We start from the raw sequence: 12809 nt of genomic DNA on the forward strand, positions 1-12809 counted from the left end.
GAATGGAAGGCATGTTAAAAGCACAAAATCTGAGCAAGCGCTACGGCAGCCATACCGCACTCGCCGAGGTGGACCTAAGCATCGAGCCGGGGGAATTTGTCGCGATTATGGGGCCATCCGGCAGCGGCAAGACCACGCTGTTGAACCTGCTATCCGGGCTGGATAAGCCCAGTTCCGGCACGGTCAACGCGCCGGCCCGCACAGAGCGCGCCTTCGTATTCCAGGACTATAACCTGCTGGAATCGCTCAACGCCCGCAAAAATGCCACGTTGACCGCGCACTTTTCCGGCCGGCGCTGCACCCGGGACGCGGTGCAGAAGACCTTCGAGTCTTTGGGGCTTGACGGGCTGGAGCGCCGCCTGCCCGCGCAGCTGTCCGGCGGTCAGCAGCAGCGCGTCGCCGTTGCGCGCGCCTTGCTGGCCGGTGCGCCGTATATCTTTGCTGATGAGCCCACGGGCGCGCTTGACGATGCCACCGCCCAGCTCGTCCTCACCCACCTCCGCACCGCCGCACGGGGTGGGGCCGCGGTGGTCATGGTGACCCACTCGCACCTCGCCGCAGAGGCCGCCGACCGCATCATTGAGCTCCAGGAGGCCAACCATGCTGGTGTGGCTTAAGGACTTACAAAGCAATTGGCTCTCATGGCTTGCCGTGGCGCTAACCATGGTGGTTTCCTCGGCCGCGTGCGCGCTGGCGGTATCGATGCTGGTGGCCACCTCGGACGCGGACGAAGATCCCACTGGGCCGCTTGGCGGCACCGTGCTGGGCATGGCGGTCTGCGCCGTTGTGTTGATCACGTTGTCCCAGATGCGGCTGATCATTGAGGAGCGCGAACCCGTGTACCGTTCGTGGCGCATGATCGGCATGCCTGGGTGGATGATCAATAGCTTCATCGTGGGGCAGGTGAGTGCCGTGAGCGCTATCGCGGCGCTCATCGGGACCTTCCCGGCGCGCCTATTGGTCGACCCCATGGCCGCGGCCTTTCGCAGCGACGGGATTCCCATGCCGGAGTTGGCCATTACCCCGCTGGTCATCCGCATCGCCGTATCCGTCTGCGTGGCATCGGCGGTCTGCGGTGCCCTCATACCGCTGCGCCGGGTCTTTCGCCCGCGGGTGGAACCGCGCCCGGTGTGGGTAGTGCTGCGCTGCCTTGTTGCCGTTGGTTTGGTAGGCGGTGCCGTCTACGGCTGCCTGCAGATAGAGGATCCGGGCGATAGCCTCGCCGCCTCTATGGGGCTGGTCATCCTGGTTGCACTCATGACGCCGTGGCTGATGCCCGCCGTGGACCAATGGACGCGCTTGTGCGGCATCGCCGGGGCCAACGTGCGGGTGCGCCGCCGCTTTTCCGTGCCTCATATCGTGCCGTGGGTGCTGCTCGGCGGCCTGATCGTGGCGGTGGGCTCTGGGGTGATGATGCTCAAAGGTACGGACAGCCTCGACACCCTGTCATCGGGGCGAGTCTTCGCGGCATTCCTCGGCCCAGTCGTTGCCCCAAGCATCGTTGGTGCGGTGTTGACCTCACTCATCATGCGCTCGCGCATCGCCAGCGATGTGCGCGGCCTGCGATTGGCCGGCGCCGCGCCGGTGGCGTGGGCGCGGGTGCAGGTGGGCGAGGCCTTCTGCCTGACCATTACTGCCGCGGCCATAGTCATCACCTTGAGCGTGACGGTGGTCGCGCTGCTCAACCACCTGTTGCATCCCGATTTCTATTCCGGGATGAGCGCGCTGTGGGAGGGGCTTGCCGGAGTGTGGTGGGCGCCATTCGGTCTAATTTTTGGCGCCATGTTTCTTGCGCTGTGTGCGGTCAAGCTCATTCTCGCGGGATTCCTGCGCTCAACCGCCCAGATCCGTACAAACTGATGGATGGATCGCCGATATTCTGATGGGTAGAACGCACTCAAACTGATGGGTGAAACTCTGATATTCTGATGGGTAGAACGCACTCAAACTGATGGATGGGTTTAAAATGACTGGTCAAGAAGGCTATTTTTATCTCCCGCGAGTAGAGGATTCGCGGCTTCATGGAGCCCTGCAGCGATCCGGTGGAGTGTTGATAGAAGGCCCAAAGGGCTGTGGGAAATCCGCGACCGCTCGGCAAATTGCGGGCAGTCTTGTCCAGGTGGATACGGATTTAAACCTCGACATGCAGCTCAGCACCGTCCCGGATTTGGCGTTGGAGGGGGATACGCCGCGAGTTTTTGATGAGTGGCAAGAAAAACCGCAGTTGTGGAACTTGGTGCGGCATGAGATTGACCGTCGGCAAGCGCCTGGGCAGTTCATTCTTACTGGGTCGACTGCGCCAATGGAGGAACAATCCAGGCACTCGGGTGCGGGGCGCATAGCCAGGCTGCGGATGAAGACCTTCAGTTTTTATGAGTCGGGGCATTCTAATGGCGCAGTATCATTAGCCGAATTGGTAGCTCAGGAATCCCCGCAGTCGAATGGGGAAACGGTCGTGGATGTTGCAGGGGTCATTACGCGCATGGCGCATGGCGGCTGGCCCGCAAACCGGAATTATTCCGTTGAGGCGGCGCAGGAGAATCTGCGCAGTTATATCGATACTGTGGCCCACGTGGATATTAATGCCGCCGATGGTGTGCGAAGGGATCCGGTAAAAGTAACGACACTTATTCGTTCGCTTGCCCGTGGGGTAGCCACAGAACAGTCCATTTCTTCTATTGCTGCCGATATTGGCGCGCAAAGGGCTACGGTCAGCGAGTACCTTGCTGCGTTGCAGCGCATCTTCATCGTGGAAGAACAGCTGGCGTGGTCGTCTCATCTGCGCTCGCGGGCTAGTCTGCGAACGGCACCGAAGAGGCATCTGGCGGATCCGGCGTTGGCCGCTGCTGCCGTGGACGCGTCCCCAGACAAGTTGCTGCGCAACCTTGCCTTTGCCGGGCAGCTTTTTGAATCCCAAGTAGTCCACGACTTAGCGGTGTTAAGTGGAAAGCGTATTTTTCACGCCCGTGACGCATCTGGGCTGGAAGTAGATGCGGTATTTGAGCTGGCAGGCAGGACCGTTTTCGTAGAAATTAAATTGGGGCAAAGCCAAGAGATCATTGAGAAGGCGGCAAGCAATTTGCAGGCCTTCGCAGAGCGCTTTGAATGGGAGGTCCCGCCCGTCTTAATGATCGTGACGGGAGGAAACCTGAGCTTTCGGCATCCGAGCGGAGTACACGTGGTGTCCCTGACGCACTTGGCGCCGTAGCGCGGTCCGGCAGCGGGGATCGCGTCATTGTTGAGGGTTAGCAGTCACGAGGGTAGAGTGCTAATCAGGTTGTTTGACCCACAGTTGTTCACCCGCGACGACGGCTGTGCTGGACATCCACAACCGGCACGCGCGCGCCATTAAGGTGCGCAAACGAACAATACGGAGGAAACATCATGGCAACTATTAAGCCGCTTGAGGACCGCGTCCTCGTACAGATCGTAGAAGCAGAATCCACCACCGCATCCGGCCTGGTTATCCCGGATTCGGCAAAGGAAAAGCCGCAGGAAGCAACCGTTATTGCCGTCGGCCCGGGCCGCTGGGAAGACGACGATGACCGCATCCCCATGGACGTTAAGGAAGGCGACACCGTTGTCTTCTCCCGCTACGGCGGCACCGAGCTGAAGTACGACGGCGAAGAGTACTTGCTGCTGAGCCAGCGCGACATCCTCGCCATCATCGAGAAGTAGGAACTACTTATGGCAAAGCTTATTGCATTCGACCAAGAAGCCCGCGAGGGAATTCAGCGCGGCGTCGATACGCTGGCTGATGCCGTCAAGGTCACCCTCGGCCCGCGCGGCCGCAACGTCGTATTGTCCAAGGCCTTCGGTGGCCCGACCGTTACCAATGACGGCGTGACCATCGCCCGCGATATCGACGTCGAGGAGCCCTTCGAGAACCTCGGCGCGCAGCTGGTTAAGTCCGTTGCGGTCAAGACCAACGACATCGCCGGCGACGGCACCACCACCGCGACCTTGCTGGCCCAGGCGCTTATCTTTGAGGGCTTGCGCAACGTTGCAGCCGGCGCTAACCCAATTGAGCTCAACCGCGGCATCTCCGCAGCGGCGGAAAAGGCCGTCGAGGAGCTCAAAGCACGCGCCACTCCGGTCAACTCCGCCTCCGAAATCGCGCAGGTAGCCACCGTGTCCTCCCGCGATCCGGAGGTCGGCGAGATGGTTGCCGGCGCCATGGAAAAGGTGGGAAAGGACGGCGTCGTCACCGTCGAGGAGTCCCAGACCATGGACTCCACCGTGGATGTCACCGAAGGTATTTCCTTTGACAAGGGCTACCTTTCCCCGTACTTCGCTACGGAGGAAGAGACTAACCACGCCGTGCTTGACGATGCCGCCATTTTGCTCGTCCGCAACAAGATTTCTTCCCTGCCGGATTTCTTGCCGCTGTTGGAAAAGATTGCGGAGACCAACCGCCCGACCCTCATCATCGCGGAAGACGTTGAGGGCGAGCCGCTGCAGGCGCTCGTGGTCAACTCCATCCGCAAGGTCCTGAAGGTTGCCGCCGTGAAGGCACCGTACTTTGGCGAGCGCCGCAAGGGCTTCATGGATGACTTGGCCGTAGTTACCGGCGCCACCGTGGTGGACCCTGAGGTGGGCGTCAACCTGAACGAAGTCGGCCTCGAGGTGCTGGGTTCCGCGCGCCGCGTGACCATCACCAAGGAAGACACCGTGCTTGTCGATGGCGGCGGCAGCGCCGCAGCCCTCGATGATCGCCGTGAACAGATCCGCGGCGAAATCGCCCGCACCGACTCCACCTGGGATAAGGAAAAGCTCGAGGAGCGCTTGGCTAAGCTCTCCGGCGGCGTCGCCGTTATCCGCGTTGGTGCCGCAACCGAGACCGAGGTCAACGAGCGCAAGCTGCGCGTCGAGGACGCCATCAACGCCGCCCGCGCGGCCGTAGAAGAAGGCGTCATCGCCGGCGGCGGTTCCGTGCTGGTGCAGATCTCTAAGGAACTCGAGTCCTTTGCCCAGGACTTCGAGGGCGAGGCTAAGGTCGGCGTGCTCGCCGTCGCCCGCGCTCTGACCCGACCGGCATTCTGGATCGCAGAAAACGCAGGCCTCGATGGCTCTGTCATCGTCTCCCGCGTTTCTGAGATGGCCAACGGTGAAGGCTTTAACGCCAACTCCCTGGAGTACGGCAACCTCATTGATAACGGCATCATCGATCCCGTGAAGGTCACCCACTCCGCAGTGGTCAATGCCACCTCCGTTGCCCGCATGGTTCTTACCACCGAGGCATCCGTCGTGGAAAAGCCGCAGGAAGAAGATAACGCTGAGGCCGGCCACGGCCATCACCACCACTAATTCCTGCGCTATACCTAGCCCCATAGCCCGCCGCGCCTTCCCCGCCTTATTGGGGAGGCTGCGGCGGGCTTCTGGCTTATACGTAAAGCACGCGGGAACCACATAACCCGTGCGATGCCACGGTAGGCCTTTTTAGCCGCCAGCGGCAGCAGAAGAGAGGATAGTTCACAAAAGGCGCCAAGCTTAGGGGTCCTCCTCAGCTGGAGGTTGCCTCGTCTTTAGCGGCACGCCCCAGGACTTAGCGGGCTCGAAGGAGTCCCTCACAGGGCGTTATTTGCAGCAGGCGCTTGCTACGCAGGGATAATTCGGAACCCCGCACTCCCGCCCGCCACGAACGCGGTGTGTGGGCTCTGCGCGCTAACTTAATTTTTGGGTTAAGCGTTGACCGTCTCGCGGCGACGCTTGCGCAGCGCCACCACGCGCTCAGACTCGCTCATGCCGCCCCAGACGCCATACGGTTCGGCCGAACGCAGGGCGTGCTCGCGGCAGAGCTCGATAACCGGGCAGGAATTGCAGATGGCCTTGGCGCGATTTTCGCGCTGGGCGCGGGCTCGGCCACGCTCTCCGTCTGGATGGTAAAACACGTCCGAGTTTTCACCGCGGCACGCACCTTGCAACTGCCAATCCCATACATCTGCAGTAGGTCCGAGAAGAGACTTGGACTGAGACACGTTTCTTAAGCTCCTTATAACAGGACGAGAATTCTTACGCTGGCGGCCGGTGGAGAGTCATCCGCGAACCGCAACGATTTGTAGTGTGTCGCGTCTTGGTAAACAAAGGGTTACTAGTATTTAACTTCTAGGTATTGTATCTATTTATGGGACTCGTTAGCGCCCATTTACCTGCAATAATGGCTAAGGTTAACGAATTATGAATTTTCCTCTTTCTATTGTGCAGGGGCCATAAACCCGCCTTCAAAGCGGGTACAACCGCTGGGCACGGGTTTCTTGGTGGGGTTTTCTTTGCTGGGGCATCGCCAAGCAAGGGCAGTGCCGAGGCGGAGGTGTGCAAGGCAGTTGTCCCTTTGCACTCCCTGCCCCAGAGGAAATATGGTTGAATATCGATTTAATAGTCTGCAGAGGGTGCACTCGTGAGCGATAAGGATAAAGAGCTAGCGGATCTCGTTCCGCTGGCCGCTGGTGGAAGCCGCCGCGCACTGCAATCTATCCTGCAAATTATTCATCCGCAGGTGCTGCGCTATTGTCGTGCGCGCATCGGTGGCGGGCGCCAGCCCACCGCGGAGGACGTGACCCAAGAAATCTGCCTCGCCGTCGCCACATCTATCGAATCCTATGAAGATAAGGGCCGACCCTTCATGGCCTATGTCTACGGCATCGCTTTTAATAAGGTAACCGATGCCCACCGCGCCATGGGCCGCGATCGCTCCACGCCCGCCGAGGAGCTTCCAGAAAGCACCGCAAACGAGGCGACTCCCGAGGAATGGGCGCTAGAAAATGATGGTAGTAACAGAATGCGCGCCTTGCTCGATACCTTAAGTGACAAGGCAAAAAACATCGTTATTTTGCGCGTGTTCGTTGGGCTTTCGGCAGAAGAAACCGCCGATATCGTGGGGTCTACCCCGGGCGCGGTTCGCGTCGCACAGCACCGAGCTCTCGCACAATTGCGAAAGGCCCTTGGGCAACAATTAGCCACCGAGGGCTAAAGCCACAACCCCCGCTCTAGAGACACGCGTAAACCTTAAGAAAGGAAGGAGGGACAGAAACCATCATGGCCTCCAAGCATTCTAAAAAGAATAACGATGACCTGACGGAGCAGCTCCAGCCCTTGGTAGATGATGATGCATTCCTCACCGAGCTGTCGCAGGGCAAGGATCCCTCCAATGGCAGCGATGAGCTCGCTGGGCTGCTGTTGGGGCTGAAGGGGGACATCGATAAGCAGATGCCGCCAGCCCCGCGCGTGGATGGGGTAGAGGAAGAACCGGCCGTCATCAGCCTCGATAAGGCGCGGTCTCGCCGGCGCAATCGCCCCGTGATGCATGGACTTATCGGCGCGGCCGCCGCCACAGTCATCCTCGCCGGTGCGGGCGGGGTCATGGTTAATTCTGGCGTATTTGATAGGCCGGATGAGACCCGCAACGTGGAGTTGGCCGGCACCTTAGATGAGATGGAATCCCGCGCGGCAGAGGGAGATATCGAAGGTGCGCGCGAGCTTATGAAGGAAGCCCGCACCAAGCTCGAAGAGGCTGAAGGCAAAGAAGAAAATGCCATCGCCGCCAAGGAAGAAGCCGAAAAGAAGCGTCCTGCCCGCCCGAAGACGAAAACCGTGACGGAAACCGCCACCGAGACCGCGCCGGGCCAAAAGTCGCAGGAGAATCCTGAGCCAGCGCCGAAGACCGTAACGGAAACGCAGTACGAGACCTCAACCGTGGTGGTAACGGAGCAGGCGCCAGCGAATCCGCAGCCGGAGACGCGCGAGCCCGAAGAAGCACCCACCACAACTATTCAGTTGGGGGCGGGCGCCGAGTAGCGAGGGCAGTGCTACAACCCTAGCGGCCCTCGAGGCCGTCCAAGTAGCCTAGCGCGTAGTCCCACGGCACGTAGCGGCGCGGGTCGGGTTCTGCTCCAGGCTCGTGCACTGGGGCGAGCTCGCCCGCCAGCGTTGCGCGCATATTGGCGGCCATAATATCCCACTCGTAGAAGTGGTTTTCCTGGCAGTCTTCACACAGGAAGAAGATGCCATCGATCCCGCGCGGGCCGAGCACACTTGCGAATTTCTCTACCAGGGCGAGATCGTGGATGAGGGCGAGGCGGTCTTCATCGGAAAGCGGCATGACCTGCTCGTCCTCCTCCAGGAAGGAGGCGGGGTCATTCGGATCGTCTGCAAAAGGATCGCGGGGCATATTGGCGAAGAAGTTCACGCCTGCGAGCCTATTGAACTTGCCCGCTTAAGGCAATTAACCCCTAGCCTGAATGGTGTCATTGGCCGGGCACACACTACAGTTGGGGTAGCCGCTGAACCTGTTTAAGGAGATACCTCGATGAGCGATTACCCTATTCACACTGGTGGAGATGACCCGAACAAGGTAGCCCTGCGCGGCTTGACCTTCGACGACGTGCTTCTTTTGCCCGCCGAGTCCAATATCGTGCCCTCTGAGGTCGATACCGGCGCGCAATTTACCCGAAATATTCGCCTGGGCGTGCCGCTGGCATCCGCAGCGATGGATACCGTAACCGAGGCCCGCATGGCCATCGCCATGGCGCGCCAGGGCGGCATCGGCGTGCTGCACCGCAACCTGTCTGCGGAAGCGCAGGCTGAGCAGGTAGAAATCGTCAAGCGCTCTGAGTCCGGCATGGTTACGGACCCGGTCACCGCCCGCCCCGAGATGACCATTGGCGAGGTCGATGCCCTGTGCGCCCGCTTCCGCATTTCCGGCCTGCCGGTCGTGGATAAGGACGGCACCCTGCTGGGCATTTGCACCAACCGCGATATGCGTTTCGAGCCGGACTTTGATCGCAAGGTCAGCGATGTCATGACCGCGATGCCGCTCGTCGTCGCGCGCGAGGGCGTGTCCAAGGACGAGGCCCTAGAGCTGCTGTCGGCCAATAAGGTAGAAAAGCTACCTATTGTTGATGCCAATAACAAGCTCATTGGCCTTATCACCGTCAAGGACTTCGTCAAATCCGAGCAGTACCCCAACGCCTCCAAGGATGCTTCCGGTCGTCTGTTGGTTGCCGCGGGCATTGGTACCGGCGAGGAGTCCTATCAGCGCGCCGCCGCGCTTGTCGATGCCGGCGTTGACGCCCTCGTCGTCGACTCCGCCCACGCCCACAATAACCGCGTGCTCGAGATGGTCTCCCGCGTGAAGAAGGACTTTGGCGACAAGGTCGATGTCATCGGCGGCAACCTTGCCACCCGCGAGGCAGCCCAGGCGATGATCGACGCCGGCGCGGACGCCATCAAGGTCGGCATCGGCCCGGGATCCATCTGCACCACACGCGTCGTGGCCGGCGTTGGTGCGCCGCAGATCACCGCGCTGATGGAAGCCGCAGCCGTCGCCGCCCCCGCGGGCGTGCCGGTCATCGGCGATGGCGGCATGCAGTACTCCGGTGACATCGCCAAGGCGCTGGCCGCCGGTGCCGATACCGTCATGCTGGGCTCCATGTTCGCCGGCACCACCGAGGCGCCCGGTGACATCGTGGTCTACCAGGGCAAGCAGTACAAGCGCTACCGCGGCATGGGCTCCATGGGCGCCATGCAGGGCCGCGGGCTTTCCGGCGAAAAGCGTTCCTACTCCAAGGACCGCTACTTCCAGGCCGACGTGCGCAGCGAGGACAAGCTGGTGCCAGAAGGCGTGGAGGGTCGCGTGCCCTTCCGCGGCGAGATCGATGCCATCGTGCACCAAATCATCGGCGGCCTGCGCGCGGCCATGGGCTATACCGGATCGGCCACCCTAGATGAGCTCAAGACCAAGCGATTTGTCCAGATCACCGCCGCGGGCCTGAAGGAATCCCACCCGCACCACCTGCAGCAAATCGCCGAAGCCCCGAACTACCGCTAGGACAAACATGCGTGAATACGCCGAAATCGGCATCGGCCGCGAGGCCCGCCGCACCTTTGATTTAGACCAGGTCTCCATCGTTCCCCAGCGCCGCACGCGCTCGTCCAAGGACGTGGATACCACCTGGAATATCGATGCCTATACCTTCGATACCCCCTTCGTTTCCCACCCCACCGATGCGCTGGCCACGCCCGAGTTCATCATCGAGATGGGCAAGCAGGGCGGGCTCGGCGTCATCAACGCCGAAGGCCTGTGGGGCCGCCACGAGGACCTCGAGGGTGCGTTGGCACGCATCTATTCCCAGCCGGGCGATAACTCCACCATTCAGGAGCTGCACGCCGCCCCGCTTGACGATGCCCTCCTTGCCTCCCGCATCGCCCAAGTGCGCGAGTCCGGTGTGACCGTCGCCGTGCGCGTTTCGCCCCAAAACGCCCGCGAGATGGCGCCGAAGGCCATTGCCGCCGGGGCCGAGCTACTGTTCATCCAGGGCACGCTGGTGTCTGCGGAGCACGTCGCCACCGGCGGCGAGCCGCTGAACCTGAAGGAATTTATCGGCTCGCTCGAAGTACCCGTCATCGCCGGTGGCGTGGCCGACTACACCACGGCGCTGCACCTGATGCGCACCGGTGCGGCCGGCGTCATCGTGGGCGCGGGCGTGACGACTAACGCGGAAACCGTCGGCATCGATACCGCCATGGCCACCGCCATTGCCGATGCCGCCGCCGCCCGCCGCGACTACCTCGACGAGACCGAGGGCCGCTACGTGCACATCATTGCGGATGCGGAATTCGATAATTCCGGGACCATCGCCAAGGCCTTCGCCTGCGGCGCCGATAGTGTTGCGCTCGGCCCCCTTCTTGCCCAGGCCCGTGAGGCAGGCGGTAGGGGATGGTATTGGCCGGCTACCGCAGGCCACCCGCGGTTCCCGCGCGGCTACGCGCAGTTCGCGGGCGTCGATACCGACCTCGATGTGGATTTCCTCACCGCAGGCGACGCTGAGCCCGCGGCTGCGCCGAGCCTGGAAACCGTGCTGCACGGCCCATCCAGCGAACCATTCGGCCGCACCAACCTTGTGGGTGCGCTGCGGCGTGCCCTCGCAAAGTGCGGGTACACCGACCTGAAGTCCTTCCAGAAGGTCGAGCTCGCGGTTCGCTACTAAGTAGCGTGCGGCGCGCCTCGCATCGTGCGGGACCCGCGCCGCACCGCTGCGCCCCTCGCAGCTGCACTCCCGCCCCCCCTTGCATGGCGAGTTGCCTGTGCGGCCCGCGCCCCACGGCGCGAAAGCCGCCGCAATGCCCCACATAGGTAAGCGCTTCCTGGGCCGCGGGGCCTATGGGTTAGACTATGGGGCGTGACTAAGCCAAATACTACCCCGCGCCCAGTCCTCGTCGTGGACTTTGGCGCTCAGTACGCGCAGCTCATTGCCCGCCGCGTGCGCGAGGCCAAAATCTACTCCGAGGTTGTTTCCAACTCCGCCTCCATCGAGGAAATCAAAGCCAAGGACCCCGCCGCGCTCATTTTGTCCGGCGGCCCGTCGTCCGTCTATGCCGACGGCGCCCCGGCGCTCAAGCCTGAGCTGCTAGAGCTTGGCGTTCCGGTCTTCGGCATTTGCTACGGATTCCAGGCCATGAACCACATTCTCGGCGGTACCGTATCGTCTACCGGTGAGCGTGAATACGGCCGCACCGATATCGACGTCAAGGGCGGCATCTTGCACGAGGGCCTCGAGCCCACGCACAAGGTGTGGATGTCCCACGGCGACGCCGTCGCCGCCGCCCCCGAGGGCTTCGACGTAACCGCTACCTCCGCCGGCGCCCCCGTCGCCGCGATGGAGTGCCCGGCCAAGCAGATGGCCGGCGTGCAGTACCACCCAGAGGTGTTGCACTCGCCGCACGGCCAAGAAGTGCTTACCCGCTTCCTCACGGAGATTGCCGGTCTGGAGCAAAACTGGACCGCCGATAATATCGCCGAGCAGCTCATCGCGGATATTCGCGCCCAAGTAGGCGAGGAGGGCCGCGCTATTTGCGGCCTGTCCGGCGGCGTGGATTCTGCCGTGGCCGCGGCCTTGGTGCAGCGCGCCATCGGCGATCGCCTGACCTGCGTCTTCGTCGACCACGGCCTGCTGCGCGCGGGCGAGCGCGAGCAGGTCGAAACTGACTTCGTGGCCTCGACCGGCGCCAAGCTGGTCACTGCCGACGAGCGTTCGGCCTTCCTCAAGAAGCTGGCGGGTGTTAGCGACCCCGAGGAAAAGCGCAAGGCTATCGGTGCGGAGTTCATTCGCTCCTTCGAGCGCGCCGTGGCCGGCGTGCTTGCCGATGCCCCCGCCGGCTCCACCGTCGACTACCTCGTCCAAGGCACCTTGTACCCGGACGTCGTCGAATCCGGCGGCGGCGACGGTACCGCCAATATTAAGTCGCACCATAACGTCGGCGGCCTCCCAGATGACGTCGAGTTCGAGCTCGTCGAGCCGCTGCGTCTACTCTTTAAGGACGAGGTGCGCGCGGTGGGCCGCGAGTTGGGCCTGCCGGAAGAGATCGTCGGCCGCCAGCCCTTCCCAGGCCCCGGCCTGGGCATCCGCATCATTGGTGAGGTTACCGAGGATCGCCTCGAGACCTTGCGCCAGGCGGATCTGATTGCCCGCACCGAGCTGACCAACGCCGGCTTGGACGAGGAGATTTGGCAGTGCCCGGTCGTGCTGCTTGCCGATGTCCGCTCCGTCGGCGTCCAAGGCGATGGCCGCACCTACGGCCACCCCATCGTGCTGCGCCCGGTATCTTCCGAGGATGCCATGACCGCGGACTGGACCCGCTTGCCGTATGACGTGCTAGAGAAGATCTCCACCCGCATCACCAACGAGGTTAAGGACGTCAACCGCGTGGTCTTGGATTGCACCTCCAAGCCACCGGGAACCATCGAGTGGGAGTAAAAACCACAAAACGGCATGCGTAGAAGGCGCTCAGTGCTTGAGCGCCTTTTCGCATGC

The 12809-nt window shown here is 62.1% G+C and carries 12 protein-coding genes; 10 read left to right on the forward strand and 2 right to left on the reverse strand.

The annotated features are described in order from the left end of the window. Nucleotides 1-11 precede the first annotated feature (11 nt). The 5 genes from ACLI1O_RS02415 (at nt 12) to groL (ending at nt 5307) form a co-directional block, all read left to right on the forward strand. A complete protein-coding gene (locus tag ACLI1O_RS02415; protein WP_239269047.1) occupies nt 12-617 on the forward strand; it encodes an ABC transporter ATP-binding protein in 606 nt (201 codons plus the stop codon). Continuing rightward, complete coding sequence (locus tag ACLI1O_RS02420; RefSeq protein ID WP_239269045.1) at nt 601-1860, forward strand: FtsX-like permease family protein; 1260 nt, start codon at nt 601-603, stop codon at nt 1858-1860. The genes ACLI1O_RS02415 and ACLI1O_RS02420 overlap by 17 nt, the downstream gene beginning before the upstream one ends. 106 nt (nt 1861-1966) lie before the next feature. Next, on the forward strand, nt 1967-3208 hold the full coding sequence (locus ACLI1O_RS02425) for an ATP-binding protein (protein ID WP_239275574.1): 1242 nt from the start codon (nt 1967-1969) through the stop codon (nt 3206-3208). A gap of 176 nt (nt 3209-3384) precedes the next feature. Then, nucleotides 3385-3678, forward strand: a complete 294-nt coding sequence (gene groES / locus ACLI1O_RS02430; protein ID WP_005277188.1) for a co-chaperone GroES — start codon at nt 3385-3387, stop codon at nt 3676-3678. Between the two features lie 9 nt (nt 3679-3687). Then, nucleotides 3688-5307, forward strand: a complete 1620-nt coding sequence (groL, locus tag ACLI1O_RS02435; RefSeq protein ID WP_239269041.1) for a chaperonin GroEL — start codon at nt 3688-3690, stop codon at nt 5305-5307. Between the two features lie 374 nt (nt 5308-5681). On the opposite strand, the gene ACLI1O_RS02440 is transcribed toward groL, so the two are convergent. After that, entirely contained in the window at nt 5682-5978 is a 297-nt protein-coding gene (locus tag ACLI1O_RS02440) for a WhiB family transcriptional regulator (protein ID WP_239269039.1), read from the reverse strand. Between the two features lie 419 nt (nt 5979-6397). Here ACLI1O_RS02440 and ACLI1O_RS02445 point away from each other — a divergent pair, with 419 nt between their 5' ends. After that, nucleotides 6398-6970, forward strand: coding sequence for a sigma-70 family RNA polymerase sigma factor (locus ACLI1O_RS02445; protein WP_239269037.1), 573 nt, complete (start codon nt 6398-6400; stop codon nt 6968-6970). 65 nt (nt 6971-7035) lie between these two features. Further along, on the forward strand, nt 7036-7794 hold the full coding sequence (locus ACLI1O_RS02450; RefSeq protein WP_239269035.1) for a hypothetical protein: 759 nt from the start codon (nt 7036-7038) through the stop codon (nt 7792-7794). Nucleotides 7795-7813: 19 nt separating this feature from the next. Here the strand turns inward: ACLI1O_RS02450 and ACLI1O_RS02455 are convergent, their stop codons facing one another. Beyond that, on the reverse strand, nt 7814-8185 hold the full coding sequence (locus tag ACLI1O_RS02455) for a DUF5319 domain-containing protein (protein WP_239269033.1): 372 nt from the start codon (nt 8183-8185) through the stop codon (nt 7814-7816). A gap of 120 nt (nt 8186-8305) precedes the next feature. Between ACLI1O_RS02455 and guaB the strand changes: the two genes are divergently transcribed. The 3 genes from guaB to guaA all read left to right on the forward strand — a co-directional run bounded on the left by guaB (nt 8306) and on the right by guaA (nt 12752). Continuing rightward, nucleotides 8306-9826 (forward strand): IMP dehydrogenase, encoded by a 1521-nt coding sequence (gene guaB, locus ACLI1O_RS02460; protein ID WP_023016786.1) that lies wholly within the window; start codon nt 8306-8308, stop codon nt 9824-9826. Nucleotides 9827-9833: 7 nt separating this feature from the next. Further along, nucleotides 9834-10985 (forward strand): GuaB3 family IMP dehydrogenase-related protein, encoded by a 1152-nt coding sequence (locus ACLI1O_RS02465; RefSeq protein ID WP_296086874.1) that lies wholly within the window; start codon nt 9834-9836, stop codon nt 10983-10985. Nucleotides 10986-11177: 192 nt separating this feature from the next. After that, nucleotides 11178-12752, forward strand: a complete 1575-nt coding sequence (gene guaA / locus ACLI1O_RS02470) for a glutamine-hydrolyzing GMP synthase (protein ID WP_239275576.1) — start codon at nt 11178-11180, stop codon at nt 12750-12752. Nucleotides 12753-12809 lie beyond the last annotated feature (57 nt).

The sequence above is a fragment of the Corynebacterium sp. LaCa78 genome, from assembly GCF_046717505.1.
In the GTDB taxonomy this organism is placed as follows: domain Bacteria; phylum Actinomycetota; class Actinomycetes; order Mycobacteriales; family Mycobacteriaceae; genus Corynebacterium.

Excerpts from the sequence above, each read along its gene's own strand:
- ACLI1O_RS02415 (WP_239269047.1), top strand. The coding sequence starts at position 12 with ATGTTAAAAGCACAAAATCTGAGCAAGCGCTACGGCAGCCATACCGCA.
- ACLI1O_RS02420 (WP_239269045.1), top strand. The coding sequence starts at position 601 with ATGCTGGTGTGGCTTAAGGACTTACAAAGCAATTGGCTCTCATGGCTT.
- ACLI1O_RS02425 (WP_239275574.1), top strand. The coding sequence starts at position 1,967 with ATGACTGGTCAAGAAGGCTATTTTTATCTCCCGCGAGTAGAGGATTCG.
- groES (WP_005277188.1), top strand. The coding sequence starts at position 3,385 with ATGGCAACTATTAAGCCGCTTGAGGACCGCGTCCTCGTACAGATCGTA.
- groL (WP_239269041.1), top strand. The coding sequence starts at position 3,688 with ATGGCAAAGCTTATTGCATTCGACCAAGAAGCCCGCGAGGGAATTCAG.
- ACLI1O_RS02450 (WP_239269035.1), top strand. The coding sequence starts at position 7,036 with ATGGCCTCCAAGCATTCTAAAAAGAATAACGATGACCTGACGGAGCAG.
- guaB (WP_023016786.1), top strand. The coding sequence starts at position 8,306 with ATGAGCGATTACCCTATTCACACTGGTGGAGATGACCCGAACAAGGTA.
- ACLI1O_RS02465 (WP_296086874.1), top strand. The coding sequence starts at position 9,834 with ATGCGTGAATACGCCGAAATCGGCATCGGCCGCGAGGCCCGCCGCACC.